The following is a 21294-nucleotide window of genomic DNA, read 5'->3' as shown; positions in this document are numbered from 1 at the left end:
AGTCTGTAGAAATGGGCAAGACATCGGCAGAAATGAGCATTGAGAGCAGCGCGGCGGGCGACCACAATGTTCATCATCCGGCAGACACTCTCCTGCCCTCTTTTATTACCCACCAAAGGGAACGAGCAATGAACAACTTTAATCTCCATACCCCAACACGTATTTTGTTTGGTAAAGGCGCAATTGCTGAACTGCGCGATCAAATTCCTCAGGACGCTCGCGTACTGGTTACCTACGGCGGCGGCAGCGTGAAAAAAACCGGCGTCCTGGCACAGGTTCAGGACGCGCTAAAAGGCCTGGATGTGCTGGAGTTTGGCGGTATCGAGCCAAACCCGTCTTACGAAACGCTGATGAACGCAGTAAAAATCGTGCGTGATGAGAAAGTGACGTTTCTGCTGGCAGTAGGTGGCGGTTCAGTGCTGGACGGCACCAAATTCATCGCGGCAGCGGCACAGTACGCTGACAGCATCGATCCATGGCGCATTCTGGAAACCCACGGCAGCGACGTAACAAGCGCCATCCCGATGGGCTCCGTATTAACCCTGCCTGCAACCGGCTCTGAATCTAACTCCGGCGCGGTAATTTCGCGTAAAACCACCGGCGATAAACTGGCCTTTATGACCCCGTTTGTGCAGCCAGTATTTGCCGTACTGGATCCGGTTTACACCTACACCCTGCCGCCGCGTCAGGTTGCAAACGGCGTTGTGGATGCTTTTGTTCATACCGTGGAACAGTATGTGACTTATCCGGTAGACGGGAAAATTCAGGATCGCTTTGCCGAAGGCATTCTGCTCACGCTGGTAGAAGAAGGTCCGAAAGCCTTGCAGGAGCCGGAAAACTACAACGTGCGTGCGAACGTCATGTGGGCGGCAACCCAGGCGCTGAACGGCCTGATTGGCGCAGGCGTACCGCAGGACTGGGCAACGCATATGTTGGGCCATGAACTGACCGCAATGCATGGTCTGGATCATGCTCAAACGCTGGCCATCGTTCTGCCAGCGCTGTGGAATGAAAAACGTGATACCAAGCGTGCCAAACTGCTGCAATACGCAGAGCGTATCTGGAATATCACCGAAGGTTCCGACGACCAGCGCATCGACGCCGCCATTGCCGCTACCCGCACTTTCTTCGAACAAATGGGCGTACCCACTCGCCTGTCTGACTACGGCCTGGACGGTAGCTCTATCCCGGCATTGTTGGAAAAACTGGAAGCACACGGTGGTACGCAACTGGGCGAACATCAGGACATTACGCTTGAAGTCAGCCGTCGGATTTACGAAGCTGCCCGCTAAGGTTTTTTAACCTCCGCCTTTCGTTTTTGGGTATTTATACCAGGCTTAAGTCACACCTAACTCACCGGGGGCTGCCCCGGTGACTGTAATCCAGGGGGGGAATTATGACCGGTCCAACCATTATCAAACTACAGGATGGTAACGTCATGCCGCAACTGGGCCTGGGGGTCTGGAAGGCAAGTAACGAAGAAGTCATCACCGCCATTCATAAAGCGCTGGAAGTGGGGTATCGCTCAATTGATACCGCTGCTGCGTACAAAAACGAAGAAGGTGTCGGCAAAGCAATACGCGATGCTGGCGTACCACGGGACGAGTTTTTCATCACCACCAAGCTGTGGAATGATGACCAAAAACGCCCCCGGGAAGCCTTGCTCGAAAGCATGGAAAAACTCCAGCTTGATTACCTCGATCTATACCTGATGCACTGGCCGGTTCCGGCGATCGACCACTACGTTGAAGCGTGGGAAAACATGATCGACCTGCAAAAAGAAGGTCTGATTAAGAGCATCGGCGTGTGCAACTTTCAGATCAATCATCTCCAGCGGTTGATGGATGAAACCGGCGTACCTCCAGTGATTAACCAGATCGAACTTCATCCGCTTATGCAACAGCGCCAACTGCACGCCTGGAACGCAACGCATAAAATCCAGACCGAATCCTGGAGCCCGCTGGCGCAGGGCGGCAAAGACGTCTTTGATCAAAAGATCATCCGTGACCTCGCCGAGAAATATGGCAAATCACCGGCGCAGATTGTCATCCGCTGGCACCTGGATAGCGGGCTGGTGGTGATTCCGAAATCAGTCACCCCGGCGCGTATCGCAGAAAACTTTAACGTCTGGGACTTCCGCCTGGATAAAGACGAATTAGGCGAAATCGCGAAACTCGATCAGGGCAAACGTCTGGGGCCAGACCCGGATCAGTTCGGCGGTTAACCCCTTCCCTCCAGCCCGACACTCTCGTCGGGCCTTTACTGATTTGAAATATCAGGAAACAATTCACGCACATATATTGATGTATTTCTTGCAGTCGCTGGAGCAGCATTACGCAACATAACCTGTTAATTATTAAATAAATATATTTATTTAATGAATATATTCACCATATCCATAGGTGCGTAAGCGTGACTGAGAAAAAAAGTAGCGGAGTCAAATGGCTCCCATTAATTCTTATAATATTCATTTCTGCCGGACTGTGGCAACTTACCCCTCCCTCGGGGTTAAGTGCGCCAGCCTGGCATTCGGCAATTATCTTCGTCGCGACGATTGCCTCTATCGTGGCAAAAGTTTTACCCATCGGCGCGGTCGGCATTATTGGGATTACGGTTTTTGCACTCGCCTATGCTGCCGGGGATAAAACCGCCAGCGGCGCTATCACCACGGCACTGAGTGAGCTGAACAGTTCACTTATCTGGCTTATCGTCGTGGCTTTTATGATTGCCCGCGGATTTATCAAAACTGGCCTCGGACGACGCATTGCGCTGCAGATGATCCGTCTGCTCGGCAAGCGCACGCTGGGACTCGCCTATGGTCTGGCTTTTGCCGATCTGATCCTCTCCCCGGCAATGCCGAGTAATACAGCACGCTGCGGCGGCGTCATCTATCCGATTGCTGACTCTCTGGCACGCAGTTTCCATTCGAACCCGGAAGATGAGTCCCGCAGTAAAATCGGTACCTTTCTTATCACCTGTATTGGCAACGTCAACGACGTCACCGCCGCGCTCTTTATGACCGGCTATACCGGCAACCTGTTGGCGGTGAAACTGGCGGCCAATGCAGGCGTCACGCTGACCTGGGGCGGCTGGTTTATGGCGGCGCTGCTGCCATGCCTGGTGTCCTTACTGCTGGTTCCACTGCTGGTCTACTGGATCGTGCGCCCGGAAATTAAGCACACGCCGGATGCCCCGAATCTGGCGCGCAAAGAGCTGGCGGAAATGGGCAGTATGTCTCGCGGCGAATGGCTGATGCTGGCTACCGTCGGCGTACTGCTGGTGCTATGGATTTTTGGCGATACGTTAGGCGTCGACGCCACCACTGCCTCGTTCGTGGGGCTGTCCATTTTATTGCTAAGCGGTGTTCTGAGCTGGGAAGATGTGAAGAGCGAGAAAGGTGCATGGGACACACTGATTTGGTTTGCCGCGCTGTTGATGATGGCGAACCAGCTGAAAAAACTGGGCTTCACCACCTGGTTTGGCAATCTGATCGGCGATAGCCTGAGCAGTACTATGCACGGTACCAGTTGGGTGATCGTCCTGCTGCTGCTGAACGCCGCCTACTTCTATACCCACTACTTTTTTGCCAGCGGTAATGCACAGATTGCCGCGCTGTACGCCGTTTTCCTCGGCGTCGGTCTGCATCTGAATATTCCCGCAGCCCCCACGGCATTAATGCTGGCCTTCACCAGCAGTTTGTACTGCTCGCTCACCCAGTACACCCACGCTCGCGGTCCAATCCTGTTTGGTGCCGGGTACGTTCCAACGGGCGTCTGGTGGCGCACAGGATTTATCATCAGCTTGTTTAACCAGGCGGTGTTTATCACCGTGGGTCTGATGTGGTGGAAGGTGTTGGGTCTGTACTAAACTGACTGTGTCCTGACGAATCACCTTACCTGCGGAGAAAAGGAATGACCTGTATTTTCTGTCAAATTGTTGAAGGTAAAGCACCCTGCCATAAGGTCTGGGAAGACGAGCACCATCTGGCTTTTCTGTCGATTTTCCCGAACACCGACGGTTTTACCGTGGTGATCCCGAAAAAGCATTACCCCAGCTATGCCTTCGATATGCCGCCGCAGGCGCTGGCTGATCTGATGCTGGCAACCCAAAAAGTGGCTAAGAAACTGGATAAGGCTTTCCCGGATGTCAGTCGTACAGGGATGTTCTTCGAAGGTTTCGGCGTAGACCATGTACACAGCAAATTAAGCCCCATGCATGGCACTGGCGATCTAACCCACTGGAAACCGATTGAAGCGCGGCAGAATAAATTTTTCGAGCAATATGAAGGATATCTGTCGTCACATGACCACGAACGAGCGGATGATGCAAAACTGGCCGCATTAGCGGCCAGAATTCGTGAAGCATAAATACTGCGTCTTTCTACCGGATGGCGGTACAAGGAACTTATCCGGCCTACAAAACTGTGCTGTACGTAGGCCGGATTAGCTTTCACCATCGGGCAAGACAGATTAGCGCCCTGCCACTTTCCCGCGTTTTTTGTTTGCAGCAGGCGTCTGGCGCTGATGCGCCACCGGTGTGTGCTTGGTCAACGCCGGACGGGTATGACGGTTCTGGCGACGCGCTTCGCGCATCTCTTCCAGCGTAGGTGCCGGGACCAGACATTCGCGACGACCGCCGATCAGATGCTTTTTACCCATATCTTCCAGCGCCTGGCGGATTAACGGCCAGTTAGCTGGATCGTGGTAACGCAGCAGGGCTTTATGCAAACGACGCTGCTTATCACCTTTCGGCACCACCACATCTTCACTCTTATAACCAATTTTACCCAGCGGGTTTTTCCCGGTGTAATACATGGTTGTGGAGTTCGCCAACGGCGATGGATAGAAGTTCTGCACCTGATCCAGACGGAAACGACGTTGCTTCAGCCACAACGCCAGATTCACCATATCTTCGTCACGCGTACCTGGGTGCGCGGAAATAAAGTACGGGATCAGATACTGCTCTTTACCCGCCTGTTTAGAGTAGGTATCGAACAATTCCTTAAAGCGATCGTAGCTGCCCATCCCCGGCTTCATCATCTTCGACAGCGGGCCTTCTTCGGTATGCTCTGGCGCAATCTTGAGATAACCGCCAACGTGGTGGGTCGCCAGCTCTTTGATATAGCGTGGGTCTTCAACCGCGATGTCATAGCGCACGCCCGAAGCGATGAGGATCTTTTTAATGCCTTTCAAATCACGCGCTCGACGATAAAGATTAATCGTCGGTTCGTGGTTGGTGTCCATATGCGGACAGATATCCGGGTAGACGCATGACAGACGACGGCAGGTCTGTTCCGCGCGCGGTGACTTACAGCGCAGCATATACATGTTTGCCGTTGGGCCGCCGAGGTCGGAAATCACGCCGGTAAAGCCCGGAACGGTGTCGCGAATGGCTTCGATTTCATTGATGATCGAGTCTTCAGAGCGGCTCTGGATGATACGACCTTCGTGCTCGGTGATCGAACAGAACGAACAGCCGCCAAAGCAGCCACGCATAATGTTGATCGAGAAACGGATCATCTCATAGGCCGGAATGCGGCTGTCGCCATACGCCGGATGCGGCACGCGCTTGTACGGCAGCGCAAAGACGCTATCCATCTCTTCGGTAGAGAGCGGAATGGCTGGCGGGTTGATCCAGATGTAGCGATCGCCGTGCTTCTGCATCAGCGCACGCGCACAGCCTGGGTTGGTTTCGTGGTGCAGGATACGCGACGCATGCGCATACAGCACTTTATCGCCCTTCACTTTTTCGAAGGACGGCAGCAGCACGTAGGTTTTTTCCCACGGTTTCGGGCGCGGCGGCTGTACGGTTACCGCTTTCGCTTCCTGCTTTTTCGGTGCGACCGGTTTGTTGTCAGCACACGGCAGATCTTCACCATACGGATGCGGGATCGGGTCAATCTTGCCCGGCGTGTCGAGGCGCGTGGAATCCACCCCACTCCAGCCCGGCAGCGCTTCTTTAACCATAATCGCAGTGTTACGCACGTCGCGGATCTGATCGATGGTTTCGCCCATCGCCAGACGATGCGCCACTTCCACCAGCGGACGTTCGCCGTTGCCGAACATCAGCATGTCGGCTTTGGAATCCACCAGAACAGAGCGGCGAACGGTATCAGACCAATAGTCATAGTGCGCGGTACGGCGCAGGCTGGCCTCAATACCGCCGAGAATAACCGGCACATCTTTCCATGCTTCTTTACAGCGCTGGGTATAGACCAGCGTGGCGCGGTCCGGACGTTTGCCCGCAACGTTGTCCGGTGTGTAGGCATCGTCATGGCGCAGTCGGCGATCTGCGGTGTAGCGGTTGATCATCGAGTCCATGTTGCCTGCGGTCACACCAAAGAACAGGTTCGGTTTACCCAAACGCATAAAATCGTCTTTGTTGTTCCACTCCGGCTGGGCGATAATCCCTACGCGAAAGCCTTGTGCTTCCAGCATACGTCCGCAAATTGCCATGCCAAAGCTGGGATGATCGACGTATGCATCGCCGGTAACCAGAATGATGTCGCAGCTATCCCAGCCAAGTTGGTCCATTTCGTCGCGTGACATCGGCAAAAACGGTGCCGGGCCAAAACAGGCAGCCCAGTACTGCGGCCAGGAGAAAAGGTCTCTGTCCGGCTGGATCAGGGATATTGCGCTCATAATGCTTCCAAAAATGGTAAAAAAATAATCAAAGGCCGAGGATTATACGCTGTATATCGGCAAGAAATGAAGTGGAGTCTGAACCAGACCAGTAGAAAGTTATATAAATTGTTAAATTTTACGACGATCATTTTTATCAATCATAATTAACACCATGCCAGCCAGCTGAGATAACTCTTTTTCGGCGGGGGATTTTTCATTGCGACTCAACGATTCACTGCATATTTCCCAGTTACGGGTTGTTGTTCACCTGTGCGGATTTCTGGTTCTTCTCTACAGCTTTTCTATGCTGCCACCGATGCTCATCGCTTTGTTAAATAAAGAGCGGAGCTTGTTCGCTTTTTTCAGCACATTTATGACTTTCTTCACCCTCGGCGGCGGGGCGTGGTTGGCAACCAAACATGCGGGTATTCAACTGCGCACCCGGGATGGTTTCGTCATTATCGTCCTGTTCTGGCTGTTGTTTTCATTTATCAGCGCGATGCCGATGTGGATGGACGATGGCTTAAACCTCTCTTTTGCGGATGCCCTGTTTGAAGGAGTTTCTGGAATTACCACTACAGGCGCAACGGTGATTGATGACGTCAGCGCCTTGCCGAAGTCGTATCTGTACTATCGGGCTCAGCTCAATTTTATTGGCGGTCTGGGTGTTATTGTCCTCGCCGTAGCGGTATTGCCGCTGCTGGGTATTGGTGGCATGAAGCTGTATCAGTCTGAAATGCCAGGCCCTTTTAAAGAAGAACGCCTCACGCCAAGACTTGCTGATACTGCACGTACGCTGTGGATGACCTATGTCATTCTGGGTCTGATCTGTACTCTGGCCTACTGGGCTGCCGGGATGTCGTTTTTCGACGCCTTATGCCACGGGCTTTCGACGGTCTCTCTCGGCGGATTTTCCACTCGCAGCGAGAGCATCGGCTTTTATAACAGCCATGCCATTGAGCTTGTCGCCGGGATATTTTCACTGCTGTCTGCATTTAACTTCACCCTCTGGTACGTTGCTATCGTGAAACGTACCTTCAAACCCTTTCGTCGTAATGCCGAATTGCGTTTCTTTTTGCTTATTGCGTTGGTGGTCACTCTGATCGCCACCTGGCAAGTTTGGCGGGCAGGCATGTACGGATTAACGGACAGCCTGGTGCATGCTTTTTTTCTGGCCAGTTCGATGCTGACAGATAATGGCCTGTCGACGGCGGATTACGCGCAGTGGCCTTCGCACACGATCTTCATGCTGCTCAGCGCCAGTTTCTTCGGCGGTTGTGTGGGATCGACCTGCGGGGGGATTAAGGTGCTGCGCTTTTTGATTATGTTCAAGCAGTGCCGTCAGGAGTTACACCAGCTCGCGCATCCCCGTGCCCTGCTGAATATCAAAGTGGGCAATAGCGTGGTAAGCGACCGGGTGGTGCGTTCGGTATGGAGCTTTTTCTTTCTCTACGTTTTGTTCACCAGCTTTTTTATCTGGGCGCTCAATCTGATGGGCTACGATCTATTCTCCTCTTTCGCCACCGTCGCCGCCTGCATCAACAATATGGGGCTAGGATTTGGCGTCACCGCCACGACATTTGGCACCTTAAACGAGGAAGCAAAGCTACTGATGTGCGCGGCCATGATCATGGGGCGTCTGGAGATTTACCCCATTCTGATCCTGTTCTCGCGCATGTTCTGGCGGGCGTAACGAATACCCCGGCGCATTACGGCGCCGGGTTCACCAACATCTGTCCGATTGAGCCACGATCCGCCATTTCCAGCGTCTGGCTATTAAAGTAGAACGGGAAATGGGCCCAGGAAGGCTGTCCGTAATAAACCAGTAATTCAACCTGGCCATCAACCCAGACAGTATCTTTCCAGCCTCTGTCTTCCGGGAACGGCATCGCGCCATTCACATTACGGATCAGGAACGAGACGCCTTCAATATGGAAGGACTGGGGCATATCCGCCCGCACCGTCCAGCGCTCCCAGGAGCCCTGCTGGGCAGTAATATCCATACGATTGACGTCCCACAGCTGACCGTTGATGCCAGGATCGTCGTCCAGGCTGATATCACGGCTGCGAATCGGCGAACCGCTGAGGATTTCCGTTGGCAGCAGGCGCATTGGCAGGCTGTCAGTCACCAGCGGCAGAAGACCTGTCGGGCGCAACGTCAATACCAGCGTGGAGATGAGAATACTGGAAGGCTCAAAGAACCCGCGGATCCTGTCGACAATACTGGCCGCCTCACCACAGGTGATAGAGACCTCATTACCGTTCGTCATATCCACCAGGATCTCGCGACGCTCGCCCGGAGCCAGCGAGAGCTGCTTCACCGAAACAGGCGCAGGTAAAAAACCCTGATCGCCGGAAATCACATGCAGCGCACGGCCATCGCTCATTTGCAGCTGGTAACGACGCGAGTTTGAAGCGTTCAGCAAACGCAAGCGCACCCAGCCGCGGGAGACTTCGACATACGGGCTTTGCGCCCCATTGACCAGCAGCGTATCACCGACAAAGCCACCGCTGCCGGGCTCGCTGTATTCCGGCGTGCCAAAGTTGTCCAGCCGCTTGTCCTGGATAATGACCGGAAAATCATCCACGCCATAGTGGTTGGGAATAGATAGTGATTTACTCACTTCATCTTCAACCAGCCACATCCCGGCAAGACCGTTATAGACCTGCTGAGCAGTACGATTTGGCGTATTAGCGTGATACCACAACGTGGCGGCATTCTGGCGAATCGGTAGCACCGGCGCCCAGTCAGCATTCGGGGACATCATGCGCGCCGGGCCGCCCATCAGCGGGCCAGGTACCTGTAACCCGGCGACGGTCATCGAGACATTTTCAGTCAGACGGTTGCTGTAGATAAGCTTGACGTCATCCCCTTTCCAGACGCGGATTGTCGGTCCCAGATAGCGGCCGTTAATTCCCCAGACAGGTGCGCGCGTGCCTTGCGTAAAGGACCAGTGCGCACGTTGCAGCGTCATAAATAGCGGCTGCCCCCGGCGGGATTCCAGCAGCGGAGGCACGGGTAACGGTTGTTGCTGACCGGCAGCATTAGCCTTCAGCGGAACAGCACCTGCACACAGTGCGATCCCCGATGCCTGAATGAACTGACGCCGACTGAATGACATATAAACTCCATAAAAAACTGGCTATTAACACGCAGGAAGTCATTTCCTGTAAAAAACCCGAATTGCGCGGATTAAACCTTACCGGCGGCTTCCCGCTCAGCAACTTCTTTATCGAGTTCTGCGATTTTTTGTTCCATCAGCGTGCGGCAATGCGCTGCCAGTTCACGAACCTGATCTTTCCCAAAGTGGCTAATATCCACCGGCGGCAACATCTCGACAATCGCCAGACCATTATTAAGTCGATTGAGTTTTATCTTGTTCGAGGTTGTGGAAACGCACACCGGAATGACCGGGACACCTGCAGCAATCGCTGCATGGAACGCACCGGTTTTAAACGGCAGCAGACCGCGACCGCGGCTACGCGTTCCTTCCGGGAACATCCAGATAGAAATGCGGCGTTTTTTGAAATGATTCACCACGGCAGCAATGGTGCTGTGCGCTTTAGCGCGGTTGTTTCTGTCAATCAACAGGTTACCGGTTAACCAGTACAGCTGCCCGAAGAAAGGGATCCACAGCAGGCTTTTTTTACCTACTGTCACCGTCGGCGGCTGAACGATATTCGCAGCGGTAACCATGTCATAGTTGTTCTGATGGTTACAAATATAGATAGCATTACCATAGTTCTGCGCGTCTGCCGGCATGCGGCACTCGACCTTCAGGCCATAAAGGGGAGCCAGGCGGCCAAACATATGACCGAACGTTGCGACGTGTTTTGGATTTCGTGGGCTGAACAGACAGTATATGCAACCGAAAATACAGACCAGAACGCAGTAAATAACAGTAATAATTAAACGAAAAATATATAGCATAACAACCTCTAAGGCCTAAGAGCCTGGCATTTTACGTCACCTGATTCATCATGCGGTATCAGGTTAGGGCTTTGTTAAGGGCGGCTCTCTGGAAAAGCGTATTGTTAATCGCAACGCACGAATAAACAACGGTTTCACGGGAATTTTTAACGTTGGCTCTCCCTGGGCTTTAACAGGGAGAGCCGGACGGTAGCGTTATTCTTCGCTGTCGCCGTGACTGGCGCGTCGAGGCGAGTCAATCTCAATGCTGTCGATACGCTGCAGACCACGCATTAGCGTGCCGCGACGACCGCGCTCACCGGTCACTTTCTGCAACTCTTCAGGACGCAGTTTGATTTTGCGCTTACCGACGTGGATGGTCAGCGTGCTCTGTGGCGGCAGCACGTAAAGTTGCGCCAGACCATCCTCGCCTTTCGCCGCTTCCGCTGAAGGGATATTAATGATCTTGTTCCCTTTGCCTTTCGACAACTGCGGTAAATCGCTCACCGGGAACATCAACATGCGACCGGCCTGGGTAATAGCCAGTAGCATGTCGGTTTCATCTTCAATCACCACCGGCTGCATCACGCGCGCATTTTCTGGCAGCGTAATCAACGCCTTACCAGCACGGTTACGTGCGACCAGGTCATTGAAGGTGCAGACAAAACCGTAGCCCGCATCGGAGGCCATCAGCAGTTTCTGATCGTCGCCTTCCATCAGCATGTGCTCAACCGTCGCGCCTGGCGGCAGCGTGAGCTTCCCGGTCAGCGGTTCACCCTGACCACGCGCCGACGGCAGCGTAATCGGGTCGATGGCATAGCTGCGTCCGGTCGAGTCCACGAACACCACCGGCTGGTTGCTCTTACCCTTCACTGCCGACTTAAAGCTGTCGCCCGCTTTATAGCTTAATCCCGGTGCATCGATGTCGTGGCCTTTGGCGCTACGCACCCAGCCACTCTGGGACAACACAATGGTCACCGGCTCTGACGGCAGCATGTCGTGCTCGCTCATCGCCTTCGCTTCTTCACGTTCCTGCAACGGAGAGCGGCGATCGTCGCCATAGGCGTCTGCATCGGCCTGCAGCTCTTTCTTCAGCAGGTTACTCATTTTACGTTCGGAAGCCAGAATGGCCTGCAACTGATCGCGCTCTTTCGCCAGCTCATCCTGCTCACCACGGATTTTCATCTCTTCGAGTTTGGCAAGGTGGCGCAATTTCAGCTCAAGGATGGCTTCAGCCTGGGTTTCAGAAATGCCAAACCGCGACATCAGCTCAGGCTTAGGTTCATCTTCATGACGAATAATTTCGATGACTTCGTCAATGTTGAGGAACGCCACCAGCAAACCTTCAAGGATGTGCAGGCGCTTGAGCACTTTTTCCAGACGATAATTCAGGCGGCGACGCACGGTATCGCGGCGGAACGCCAGCCATTCGGTGAGGATCTCCAGCAGGTTTTTCACCGCCGGACGACCATCAAGACCGATCATGTTCAGGTTGATACGGTAGCTCTTTTCCAGATCGGTAGTGGCAAACAGGTGGTTCATCACCTGCTCCATATCCACACGATTAGAGCGCGGGACAATCACCAGACGGGTCGGGTTTTCGTGATCCGATTCGTCGCGCAGGTCGTCTACCATCGGCAGCTTTTTATTGCGCATTTGAGCAGCGATCTGCTCCAGCACTTTTGCCCCGGAAACCTGATGCGGCAGCGCGGAAATCACCACCGCGCCGTCTTCTTTCGTCCATACCGCACGCATACGTACGGAGCCGCGTCCGTTCTCGTAAATCTTACGAATTTCCGCGCGCGAAGTAATGATCTCCGCTTCGGTCGGGTAATCCGGCCCTTGCACGATATCCAGCAACTGATCCAACGTCGTTTTCGGCTGCTCAATCAGGGTAATCGCTGCTTTTGCCACTTCACGCAGGTTATGCGGCGGAATGTCCGTTGCCATACCAACGGCAATACCGGTCGTGCCGTTCAGCAGAATATTTGGCAGACGCGCAGGCAGCATCTTCGGCTCCTGCATGGTGCCGTCGAAGTTTGGCACCCAGTCCGACGTTCCCTGACCGAGTTCGCCCAGCAAGACTTCCGCATATTTAGACAGGCGTGATTCGGTATAACGCATCGCCGCGAAGGATTTCGGATCGTCCGGTGCCCCCCAGTTCCCCTGCCCGTCAACCAGCGGGTAACGGTAAGAGAACGGCTGCGCCATCAGCACCATCGCTTCATAGCAGGCGCTGTCGCCGTGCGGATGGTATTTACCCAGCACGTCACCGACGGTACGGGCGGATTTTTTAAATTTGGCGCTGGCATTCAGCCCCAGTTCGGACATCGCGTACACGATGCGACGCTGAACGGGTTTCAAACCATCGCCAATAAACGGCAACGCCCTGTCCATGATGACGTACATGGAATAGTTCAGATAGGCGTTTTCCGTGAATTCATGCAGCGCCAGGCGCTCTGCCATATCGCTCATTAATCGTGGTTCCTCAACTTTGTACCCCTCTATTGAAGGGCAATATTGCCGCAGATACTACCCTATCTGGCGTGTTGAGTCACAAAGAAAAGGGCCGCGAATGCGGCCCTGATGGGGATTACTTAGCAACTTTGGTAATCTGTTTCACGTCGATTTCAACGGAGTTCCAGTCTTTATCCACTTCACCCTGGATTTCAACCACATCCTGCGGTGTGACGGTTACGCCGTTCCAGCGCTTGTGGTCGATATCCACATTCACCGTGCCGGTCGCATCTTTAAACACATACAGGTCGTCGGAAATACGCTCAACGATGTTCCCGCGCAGGGTAACCCAGGTGTCATCACGCAGCGATTTGGCGCTTTCTACCGTCGTGCTGCTACCGTTCGGGCCGACAAATCCGCCGTTTTGGCTCTGCGTGGTAGTTGTCGTTGGCCCAGAGAAGCCGCCCTGCTGAGCTGCCAGAACAGGTGCGGAACACAATGCCATTACGGCAACCATTGCAGCTAATTTTTTCATCGTCATGTCTCCCTTTCATGTTGGTTTACGACTATTAAATAAGTTAATCCTTAACAAGTTCTTAAGGCAAAAAAAGATACTTTTTTTGCTGTACAGAGACTGTAGCCACAGGTTTACTGACTGCAAATGAGTTATCGCAGGGATGAACATATGCGTATTTTACTGATCGAAGATGACACGTTGATTGGCGATGGCCTGAAAACAGGTCTGAGTAAAATGGGTTTCAGCATCGACTGGTTTACCGAAGGTCGCCAAGGGAAAGAAGCACTCTACAGCGCACCTTATGATGCGGTAATCCTCGACCTGACGCTGCCGGGCATAGACGGACGGGACATTTTGCGCGAATGGCGAGCCAACGGAAAGCAGGAGCCTGTGCTGATTCTGACCGCTCGCGACGCGCTGGCAGAACGCGTTGAAGGCCTGCGCCTGGGCGCAGATGACTATCTGTGCAAACCCTTTGCGCTGATCGAAGTTGCCGCCAGACTGGAGGCACTGGTACGTCGTGCCAGCGGCCAGGCCAGCAACACATTGTGCCATGGCCAGGTAACGCTCGATCCCGGCGCGCTGGTCGCCACGGCGGCGGGTGAACCTTTGTCACTCAAACCTAAAGAGTTCGCGCTGCTGGAACTGCTGATGCGCAACAAGGGTCGCGTCCTGCCCCGCAAACTGATTGAAGAAAAACTGTATACCTGGGACGAAAATGTCTCCAGCAATGCGGTTGAGGTCCACGTCCATCACTTACGCCGTAAGCTCGGCAGCGACTTTATCCGTACCGTGCATGGCATTGGCTATACCCTGGGTGACGCATGAAACTCACACAACGCCTCAGCCTGCGAGTCAGGCTAACGCTTATTTTTCTGATTCTGGCATCAGCAACCTGGGCCGTATCCAGTTTTGTGGCCTGGAGGCAGACTACCGATAATGTCGATGAGCTGTTTGATACGCAGCTGATGCTGTTCGCCAAGCGGCTTAGCACGCTGGATATCAGCGATGTCACCACCTCAAGCACGATGGCCCGCACGCCAAAAAAACTGAAACATGGCCATATTGATGACGACGCACTGGCGTTTGCCATCTACTCCACCGACGGCAAAATGGTGCTACACGATGGCGACAATGGCCAGGATATTCCCTACAGCTACAGCCGGGAGGGGTTTAGCGACGGCCAACTCAGGGGCGACAACGATTCCTGGCGCTTCCTGTGGCTGAATTCCGCTGATGGAAAATATCGCATTGTGGTGGGCCAGGAGTGGGAATACCGGGAGGATATGGCGCTGTCGATCCTTACCGCACAGTTAACCCCGTGGCTGGTTGCGCTGCCGCTGATGTTGCTGATCCTGGTGGTCATGCTGAGTCGCGAACTCAGGCCGCTAAAAAAACTGGCGCAAGCTCTGCGCTGGCGCGCCCCGGAGTCAGAAGAACCGCTCGACCCGAAAGGTGTGCCAAGCGAAGTGCGCCCGCTGGTTGAATCGCTTAATCAGCTGTTTACCCGTATCCACTCTATGATGGTCCGCGAACGACGCTTTACCTCTGACGCTGCTCACGAGCTGCGCAGTCCGTTGACCGCGCTGAAGGTGCAAACCGAAGTGGTGCAACTGTCAGACGACGACCCGCAAACGCGGGAAAAAGCGCTGGTGCAGCTGCATGCGGGAATTGAACGCGCCACCCGACTGGTCGATCAGCTCCTGACGCTTTCGCGCCTCGACTCCCTCGATAATCTTCAGGATGTGGCAGAAATCTCGCTGGAGGAGCTACTGCAATCCGCGGTGATGGATATCTACCACCCGGCCCAGCAGGCGCATATTGACGTACGTTTGCAGATTAACGCACACAATATAACGCGCACAGGACAGCCGCTGTTGCTGAGCCTGATGGTACGAAATCTGCTGGATAATGCCATTCGCTACAGTCCGCAGGGGAGCATTGTGGAAGTGACGCTCAACGCCCGTAACTTCAGCGTCAAAGATAATGGTCCTGGCGTTGCGCCGGAGGTACTTACACACATCGGTGAACGCTTTTATCGTCCGCCGGGACAAAGCGTGACTGGCAGCGGTCTCGGTCTGTCGATTGTCCGCCGTATCGCAACACTGCATGGAATGTCAGCCTCGTTTGGCAATGCCCCGGAAGGTGGCTTTGAAGCAAAAGTCAGTTGGTAATTGCGTTATTGTTGCTCACATAGCAAAAGACTTTGCACATTTTGCTAATTTCACCGCACCGCTGGTGGGAGTAAAATCGTCCTCAAACGTATTTCCTTGAGGACACAAAATGAGCAACATTCTAATTATCAACGGGGCGAAAAAATTCGGCCATTCTAATGGTCAACTGAATGACACCCTGACCGAGGTCGCGGACGGTATCCTGCGCGACCTCGGGCATGATGTTAAAGTCGTACGCGCAGACAGCGATTATGACGTAAAAGCAGAAGTGCAGAATTTCGTCTGGGCCGATGCGGTTATCTGGCAGATGCCTGGCTGGTGGATGGGCGCACCGTGGACCGTGAAAAAATACATCGATGACGTGTTTACCGAAGGTCACGGTACGCTGTACGCCAGCGACGGCCGCACACGTTCAGATGCCTCTAAAAAATACGGCTCCGGCGGGCTGATTCAGGGCAAAAAATACATGCTGTCCCTGACCTGGAACGCACCGATGGAAGCCTTCACTGAAAAAGACCAGTTTTTCCATGGCGTTGGCGTTGATGGCGTCTATCTCCCGTTCCATAAAGCAAACCAGTTCCTGGGAATGGAAGCGCTGCCGACCTTTATCACCAATGACGTGATTAAAATGCCGGACGTCCCGCGTTATATCGCAGAATATCGCAAGCATCTGACCGAAATTTTTGGTTAACTGGTAACCTGGAATTAGAAGGAGTTAACCATGCTTACCGTTATTGCAGAAATCCGTACACGTCCAGGTCAACATCACCGCCAGGCGGTACTGGATCAGTTTGCCAAAATCGTTCCGACCGTACTGAAAGAAGAAGGCTGCCACGGCTATGCGCCGATGGTGGATCATGCCGCAGGTGTGAGTTTTCAGACCACAGCGCCAGATTCAATCGTGATGGTTGAGCAGTGGGAAAGCATCGCGCATCTTGAAGCGCATTTGCAGACCCCGCATATGAAAGCCTACAGCGAAGCCGTGAAAGGTGACGTGCTGGACATGAATATTCGTATTCTGGAGTCGGGCATTTAAGATTGTCGATTTGCCGGGTGACGCTTAGCTATCCGGCATAAATCGCTTCGTCAGATGAGAGCCGGATAAGGCATTTTACGCCCGTCTCCGGCTTTTCTACATGCAATTACCCTTCGAGATCCGCCAGATCGCCTTTCTCTTGCAACCAGTTTCGACGATCTTCAGAACGCTTTTTGGCCAGCAGCATATCCATCATTGCGTTGGTACGCTGATCGTCTTCATCATCGATAATGAGCTGCACCAGGCGACGGGTGTTCGGATCCAGCGTAGTTTCACGAAGCTGCATCGGGTTCATTTCACCCAGACCTTTAAAGCGCTGCACGTTCGGCTTGCCTTTCTTGCGCTTTAACTGCTCCAGTACGCCCGCTTTCTCTTCTTCCGTCAGCGCGTAATACACCTCTTTACCAAGGTCGATACGGTATAACGGCGGCAGCGCCACGTAGACGTGACCGTGTTTCACCAGCGTGCGGAAGTGTTTCACAAACAGCGCGCACAGCAGCGTGGCGATGTGCAGGCCATCGGAGTCCGCATCCGCCAGGATACAGATCTTGCCGTAGCGCAATTGGCTCAGATCGTCGCTGTCCGGATCGATACCGATCGCCACGGAAATATCGTGAACTTCCTGTGAAGCCAGCACTTCATCGGAAGAGACTTCCCAGGTATTGAGGATCTTACCTTTCAACGGCATGATCGCCTGATATTCACGATCGCGCGCCTGCTTGGCCGATCCGCCCGCCGAGTCACCTTCGACAAGGAACAGTTCGGTGCGATTAAGATCCTGTGCGGTACAATCCGCCAGTTTACCCGGCAGCGCCGGACCGCTGGTCAGCTTTTTACGCACTACTTTTTTCGCCGCACGCAGACGACGCTGCGCGCTGGAAATCGCCATCTCAGCCAGCAGTTCGGCTGACTGCACATTCTGGTTCAGCCACAAACTGAATGCATCTTTCACCACACCAGAGACGAATGCCGCACACTGACGCGAAGAGAGGCGCTCTTTGGTTTGTCCGGCAAACTGCGGATCCTGCATTTTTACCGACAACACATAAGCACAGCGATCCCAGATATCTTCCGCCGACAGCTTCACGCCACGCGGCAGGATGTTACGGTATTCACAGAACTCGCGCATCGCATCCAGCAGTCCCTGACGCAGACCGTTAACGTGCGTACCGCCCTGCATGGTTGGGATCAGGTTCACATAGCTTTCGGTCAGCAGCTCGCCGCCTTCCGGCAGCCAGAGCAGCGCCCAGTCCACCGTCTCCGTCTCACCGCTGAAATTACCGATAAACGGTTTTTCCGGCAGCGTCGGTAGGCCATTCACCGCTTCGCTCAGATAGTCATTTAAACCATCCTGGTAGCACCAGCGCTGCTCGCTGTTGTTGACCTCATCCTTAAAAGTGATCTCAACGCCTGGGCACAGTACCGCTTTTGCTTTCAGTACGTGCGTTAAGCGCGAAACAGAAAAACGCGGGCTGTCAAAGAAGCTTTCATCCGGCCAGAAGTGCACGCTGGTCCCGGTATTGCGTTTGCCGCAGGTACCGACAACCTGTAAATCCTGCACTTTATCGCCATTCTCAAACGCGATGTTGTATACCTGCCCGTCGCGGCGCACGTTCACTTCCACACGTTTGGACAGGGCGTTGACGACGGAGATACCCACACCGTGCAGACCGCCGGAGAACTGGTAGTTCTTGTTAGAGAACTTGCCGCCCGCGTGCAGACGACAGAGGATCAGCTCAACCGCCGGAACGCCTTCTTCAGGGTGAATATCTACCGGCATGCCGCGTCCGTCATCAATGACTTCCAGTGACTGGTCGGCATGTAAGATCACGTCCACGCGTTTTGCGTGACCCGCCAGTGCTTCATCCACACTGTTATCAATCACTTCCTGTCCAAGATGGTTCGGACGGGTCGTATCGGTGTACATCCCTGGGCGACGGCGTACCGGCTCAAGCCCAGTGAGTACCTCAATGGCATCAGCGTTATAAGTTTGCGTCATGGTTTAAATAAGCAATTCGAATTGATCGTCAGAAACTGTGCAGTCCAAGGAAATCGACAATCGGGTTGAAATAATCTTCGAAGCCCGTGAATGCGTGGTTTCCGCCCTCAATAACTGTCTGACGGCAGGAGGCGTAATACGCCACCGCCTGGCGGTAGTCCAACACTTCATCGCCCGTTTGTTGGAGCAGCCAGATCAAATCCGGCGCTTCCAGCGGGTCAATCTGCATGACTTTAAGATCGTAAATATGGCGTGACTCTAGCACATATTGCTGCCCCGTGTAGGGGTTCTCGTTTTGACCGAGATAGTCGACCAGCAGTTCATAAGGCCGTACGGCAGGGTTCACCACCACTGCCGGCAGCATAAAACATTGCGACAGCCAGGTGGCGTAATAACCGCCTAAAGAGGAACCGACAATCCCCAGCGACTCTCCGCCATGTTCAAGAATGATCGATTCCAGCATCTCTGCGGCCTGCGCTGGATACGGCGGCAACTGCGGTACGATCATCTCAACGTGCGGATGGTGCTCCGCCAGCCAGTTTTTCAGTAAACACGCCTTCGCCGAACGAGGAGAGCTATTAAATCCGTGAAGATAGAGAAGCGTAGACATCAGTAGCCTTCTGAAGCGGTATCAGGGTGGAACCGATTACCCTGCAGACGACGTACCTGAGTCTGCAATGTTCCGTCGGCAAAAAGCTCCAGCGTCCGCCAGCCTGGGCTGATGGTATCCAATGTGAAGTTGGAACAGTGCGGTTTAAACTGCACGCAGGTCGACGGCGTCGCCAGCAGACGGCGACCGTTCCAGTCCAGATCCAGTTCCTGATGAATATGCCCGCACAATAGATACCTGGCGCGAGGATAATTCACCAGCACGTTATCCAGCTCAGCGGCATTACGCAGACTGTGCTGATCGAGCCAGCTGCAGCCTGCAGGCAGAGGATGATGATGCAGAAGCAACAAGGTATTACGCTCTGGCGCATCAGCAAGTTTACGCTCCAGCCATTCGAGCTGGAATTCACTTAACTCACCGTGGGGAACGCCGAACACCTGGCTGTCCAGCAACAATATTTGCCACTGTTCGCCAATGAAAACGCGTTTGGCCGGGGAAATGCCCGCATCCTGCAGCGCGCTGTACATTGCCGGCTGAAAATCGTGATTGCCCGGTAGCCAAACGCAAGGCGCACGAAAACTTGCGATGCCCTCAGCAAAATGCTGATAAGCCGCAGCGGATTGATCCTGCGCCAAATCACCCGTCGCAACGATCAGATCGTACTCAGGCGACTCTGCATGTATTGCATCCAGTACGGATTGATAGCTGTCCCAGGTGTTCACACCCAGCAGCGTTTCATGCTTTTCGGCAAACAGGTGAGTGTCTGTAATTTGTAAGATCCTGACTCTGGCCTCACCAGCCAAAGGAAGGGTTAACAGGCTTTCCAAATGGTGTCCTTAGGTTTCACGACGCTAATAAACCGGAATCGCCATCGCTCCATGTGCTAAACAGTACCGTAACCAGTCGGCCAGAAACTGATTAATTTGATGCTTTTCGTCGCGTTGATGCAACTTTTTATTTGGATAATCATACCGCGCTTTGAAGCGAAAGATCTGCTGACTTGAACACACTTCAGCCACCCTTGCGTCATGATACAGGCGCACAGTCAATGACGGCAGGCTCCAGTAAGTGACGGCCGGTGCCGTTTGTTCGATCGCGACAAGCGTAGTGTATCGGGTCGATTCAACGATCGTTAACCGATATTGTGCGTTTGCTACCTGATAGCTCACTGTTTCACCGGCTGCATCATTACGTGGCAGCAGGCGGCGCAATTGCGAATAGTTGGTTTCGCACAGACGCATCATTTCAGGGAAGTCAGGTGTGTAACGCTTCATTTTTTCCACTCAGTTTTTAACTCTTGATAGTGCAGCTGTAACCATTGCAAGGCGATGACAGACGCTGCGTTGTCGATTTTCCCCTCTTCTACCCATTGGTAAGCCTGTTCCCGGCTTACCACATGAACACGAATATCTTCGTTTTCATCAGCCAGACCGTGTATTCCGCTCGCGGTCGTGGCGTCCACTTCGCCGACTAAAATAGACAGACGCTCACTGGTGCCACCCGGGCTTGCCAGATAGCTCAGAACGGGTTTCGTCCTTTTAACTTCCAGCCCGGCCTCTTCCATTGCTTCACGACGGGCTACATCTTCAACGGTTTCGCCCTCTTCGATCATTCCGGCTACCATTTCCAGTAGCCACGGGCTTTCGCTGGTATCAAATGCCGCAATACGAATCTGCTCGACCAGCACAACTTCATCCCGCTCAGGGTCAAAGGGTAGCAAGACAGCCGCGTGTCCGCGCTCAAAAATTTCGCGCGTTACCTCACCGCTCATCCCCCCGTTAAACAGGCGGTGGCGAAACCGATAAAGATCCAGTGAAAAAAAACCGCGGTATAGCGTTTCTCGTGCAATAATTTCTACATCATTTTTAGTGAAAGTCATTGGCAAGTTGTCTGGTTTACGCATTGTGCTGTCCTGAAACCAATAGTGATTAAAATGTGAATTTCAAGGTCGTTTGACTGATGTTTGAA

At 53.6% G+C, this 21294-nt stretch carries 19 protein-coding genes; 9 read left to right on the top strand and 10 right to left on the bottom strand.

Annotated elements, in window-relative coordinates; all coding sequences use genetic code 11:
- Positions 1–128: 128 nt before the first annotated feature.
- From yqhD to OGY37_RS06620, 4 genes are all read left to right on the top strand, one after another.
- Entirely contained in the window at positions 129–1292 is a 1164-nt protein-coding gene (yqhD, locus tag OGY37_RS06635; RefSeq protein WP_126317410.1) for an alcohol dehydrogenase, read from the top strand.
- A 104-nt stretch (positions 1293–1396) separates the two neighbouring features.
- A complete protein-coding gene (gene dkgA / locus OGY37_RS06630; protein ID WP_286620381.1) occupies positions 1397–2224 on the top strand; it encodes a 2,5-didehydrogluconate reductase DkgA in 828 nt (275 codons plus the stop codon).
- A gap of 188 nt (positions 2225–2412) precedes the next feature.
- Positions 2413–3867 carry a DASS family sodium-coupled anion symporter gene (locus OGY37_RS06625; protein WP_003828381.1) on the top strand — a complete coding sequence of 485 codons (1455 nt, stop codon included), beginning with the start codon at positions 2413–2415 and terminating at the stop codon, positions 3865–3867.
- A gap of 44 nt (positions 3868–3911) precedes the next feature.
- On the top strand, positions 3912–4367 hold the full coding sequence (locus OGY37_RS06620) for an HIT family protein (RefSeq protein ID WP_008785817.1): 456 nt from the start codon (positions 3912–3914) through the stop codon (positions 4365–4367).
- A gap of 102 nt (positions 4368–4469) precedes the next feature.
- Here the strand turns inward: OGY37_RS06620 and OGY37_RS06615 are convergent, their stop codons facing one another.
- Entirely contained in the window at positions 4470–6641 is a 2172-nt protein-coding gene (locus OGY37_RS06615; RefSeq protein ID WP_003024532.1) for a YgiQ family radical SAM protein, read from the bottom strand.
- Positions 6642–6840: 199 nt separating this feature from the next.
- Here OGY37_RS06615 and OGY37_RS06610 point away from each other — a divergent pair, with 199 nt between their 5' ends.
- Positions 6841–8316, top strand: a complete 1476-nt coding sequence (locus tag OGY37_RS06610) for a TrkH family potassium uptake protein (RefSeq protein WP_020996330.1) — start codon at positions 6841–6843, stop codon at positions 8314–8316.
- A gap of 16 nt (positions 8317–8332) precedes the next feature.
- Here the strand turns inward: OGY37_RS06610 and ftsP are convergent, their stop codons facing one another.
- The 4 genes from ftsP to OGY37_RS06590 form a co-directional block, all read right to left on the bottom strand.
- Positions 8333–9745 carry a cell division protein FtsP gene (gene ftsP / locus OGY37_RS06605; protein ID WP_008785819.1) on the bottom strand — a complete coding sequence of 471 codons (1413 nt, stop codon included), beginning with the start codon at positions 9743–9745 and terminating at the stop codon, positions 8333–8335.
- A gap of 71 nt (positions 9746–9816) precedes the next feature.
- Positions 9817–10554 carry a 1-acylglycerol-3-phosphate O-acyltransferase gene (plsC, locus tag OGY37_RS06600; RefSeq protein ID WP_003024540.1) on the bottom strand — a complete coding sequence of 246 codons (738 nt, stop codon included), beginning with the start codon at positions 10552–10554 and terminating at the stop codon, positions 9817–9819.
- A gap of 195 nt (positions 10555–10749) precedes the next feature.
- Entirely contained in the window at positions 10750–13008 is a 2259-nt protein-coding gene (gene parC, locus OGY37_RS06595) for a DNA topoisomerase IV subunit A (protein ID WP_003828391.1), read from the bottom strand.
- 118 nt (positions 13009–13126) lie between these two features.
- Positions 13127–13525, bottom strand: a complete 399-nt coding sequence (locus OGY37_RS06590) for a YgiW/YdeI family stress tolerance OB fold protein (RefSeq protein ID WP_003024544.1) — start codon at positions 13523–13525, stop codon at positions 13127–13129.
- A 150-nt stretch (positions 13526–13675) separates the two neighbouring features.
- On the opposite strand from OGY37_RS06590, the gene qseB reads away from it, so the two are divergent.
- The 4 genes from qseB to OGY37_RS06570 all read left to right on the top strand — a co-directional run bounded on the left by qseB (position 13676) and on the right by OGY37_RS06570 (position 16717).
- On the top strand, positions 13676–14335 hold the full coding sequence (gene qseB / locus OGY37_RS06585) for a quorum sensing response regulator transcription factor QseB (protein WP_003828394.1): 660 nt from the start codon (positions 13676–13678) through the stop codon (positions 14333–14335).
- Entirely contained in the window at positions 14332–15681 is a 1350-nt protein-coding gene (gene qseC / locus OGY37_RS06580) for a quorum sensing histidine kinase QseC (protein ID WP_148361471.1), read from the top strand. The genes qseB and qseC overlap by 4 nt, the downstream gene beginning before the upstream one ends.
- 109 nt (positions 15682–15790) lie before the next feature.
- On the top strand, positions 15791–16372 hold the full coding sequence (locus OGY37_RS06575) for an NAD(P)H-dependent oxidoreductase (protein ID WP_003828397.1): 582 nt from the start codon (positions 15791–15793) through the stop codon (positions 16370–16372).
- Between the two features lie 30 nt (positions 16373–16402).
- Positions 16403–16717 (top strand): putative quinol monooxygenase, encoded by a 315-nt coding sequence (locus OGY37_RS06570; RefSeq protein ID WP_003024557.1) that lies wholly within the window; start codon positions 16403–16405, stop codon positions 16715–16717.
- Between the two features lie 106 nt (positions 16718–16823).
- Here OGY37_RS06570 and parE read toward each other — a convergent pair whose 3' ends face one another.
- From parE to nudF, 5 genes are read right to left on the bottom strand one after another with little or no spacing between them, the layout of a single operon-like run.
- Positions 16824–18716, bottom strand: a complete 1893-nt coding sequence (gene parE / locus OGY37_RS06565; protein ID WP_003024571.1) for a DNA topoisomerase IV subunit B — start codon at positions 18714–18716, stop codon at positions 16824–16826.
- A 28-nt stretch (positions 18717–18744) separates the two neighbouring features.
- Entirely contained in the window at positions 18745–19326 is a 582-nt protein-coding gene (gene yqiA, locus OGY37_RS06560) for an esterase YqiA (protein WP_003024575.1), read from the bottom strand.
- Positions 19326–20153 carry a 3',5'-cyclic-AMP phosphodiesterase gene (gene cpdA / locus OGY37_RS06555; RefSeq protein ID WP_008785825.1) on the bottom strand — a complete coding sequence of 276 codons (828 nt, stop codon included), beginning with the start codon at positions 20151–20153 and terminating at the stop codon, positions 19326–19328. The genes yqiA and cpdA overlap by 1 nt, the downstream gene beginning before the upstream one ends.
- A gap of 24 nt (positions 20154–20177) precedes the next feature.
- A complete protein-coding gene (locus OGY37_RS06550) occupies positions 20178–20600 on the bottom strand; it encodes a DUF1249 family protein (protein WP_003024582.1) in 423 nt (140 codons plus the stop codon).
- A complete protein-coding gene (gene nudF / locus OGY37_RS06545) occupies positions 20597–21229 on the bottom strand; it encodes an ADP-ribose diphosphatase (protein WP_048225550.1) in 633 nt (210 codons plus the stop codon). The genes OGY37_RS06550 and nudF overlap by 4 nt, the downstream gene beginning before the upstream one ends.
- Between the last annotated feature and the right edge of the window lie 65 nt (positions 21230–21294).

It is taken from the genome of Citrobacter sp. Cpo030, from assembly GCF_030333005.1.
GTDB lineage: Bacteria > Pseudomonadota > Gammaproteobacteria > Enterobacterales > Enterobacteriaceae > Citrobacter > Citrobacter portucalensis.
This window is presented reverse-complemented; position numbering and strand designations above follow the sequence as displayed.

Coding starts and splice junctions, on each gene's coding strand:
- qseB (WP_003828394.1), top strand. CDS start 13,676: ATGCGTATTTTACTGATCGAAGATGACACGTTGATTGGCGATGGCCTG.
- plsC (WP_003024540.1), bottom strand. CDS start 10,554: ATGCTATATATTTTTCGTTTAATTATTACTGTTATTTACTGCGTTCTG.
- OGY37_RS06570 (WP_003024557.1), top strand. CDS start 16,403: ATGCTTACCGTTATTGCAGAAATCCGTACACGTCCAGGTCAACATCAC.
- nudF (WP_048225550.1), bottom strand. CDS start 21,229: ATGCGTAAACCAGACAACTTGCCAATGACTTTCACTAAAAATGATGTA.
- OGY37_RS06550 (WP_003024582.1), bottom strand. CDS start 20,600: ATGAAGCGTTACACACCTGACTTCCCTGAAATGATGCGTCTGTGCGAA.
- OGY37_RS06590 (WP_003024544.1), bottom strand. CDS start 13,525: ATGAAAAAATTAGCTGCAATGGTTGCCGTAATGGCATTGTGTTCCGCA.
- yqiA (WP_003024575.1), bottom strand. CDS start 19,326: ATGTCTACGCTTCTCTATCTTCACGGATTTAATAGCTCTCCTCGTTCG.
- yqhD (WP_126317410.1), top strand. CDS start 129: ATGAACAACTTTAATCTCCATACCCCAACACGTATTTTGTTTGGTAAA.
- parE (WP_003024571.1), bottom strand. CDS start 18,716: ATGACGCAAACTTATAACGCTGATGCCATTGAGGTACTCACTGGGCTT.
- OGY37_RS06620 (WP_008785817.1), top strand. CDS start 3,912: ATGACCTGTATTTTCTGTCAAATTGTTGAAGGTAAAGCACCCTGCCAT.
- parC (WP_003828391.1), bottom strand. CDS start 13,008: ATGAGCGATATGGCAGAGCGCCTGGCGCTGCATGAATTCACGGAAAAC.
- OGY37_RS06575 (WP_003828397.1), top strand. CDS start 15,791: ATGAGCAACATTCTAATTATCAACGGGGCGAAAAAATTCGGCCATTCT.
- OGY37_RS06615 (WP_003024532.1), bottom strand. CDS start 6,641: ATGAGCGCAATATCCCTGATCCAGCCGGACAGAGACCTTTTCTCCTGG.
- dkgA (WP_286620381.1), top strand. CDS start 1,397: ATGACCGGTCCAACCATTATCAAACTACAGGATGGTAACGTCATGCCG.
- qseC (WP_148361471.1), top strand. CDS start 14,332: ATGAAACTCACACAACGCCTCAGCCTGCGAGTCAGGCTAACGCTTATT.
- ftsP (WP_008785819.1), bottom strand. CDS start 9,745: ATGTCATTCAGTCGGCGTCAGTTCATTCAGGCATCGGGGATCGCACTG.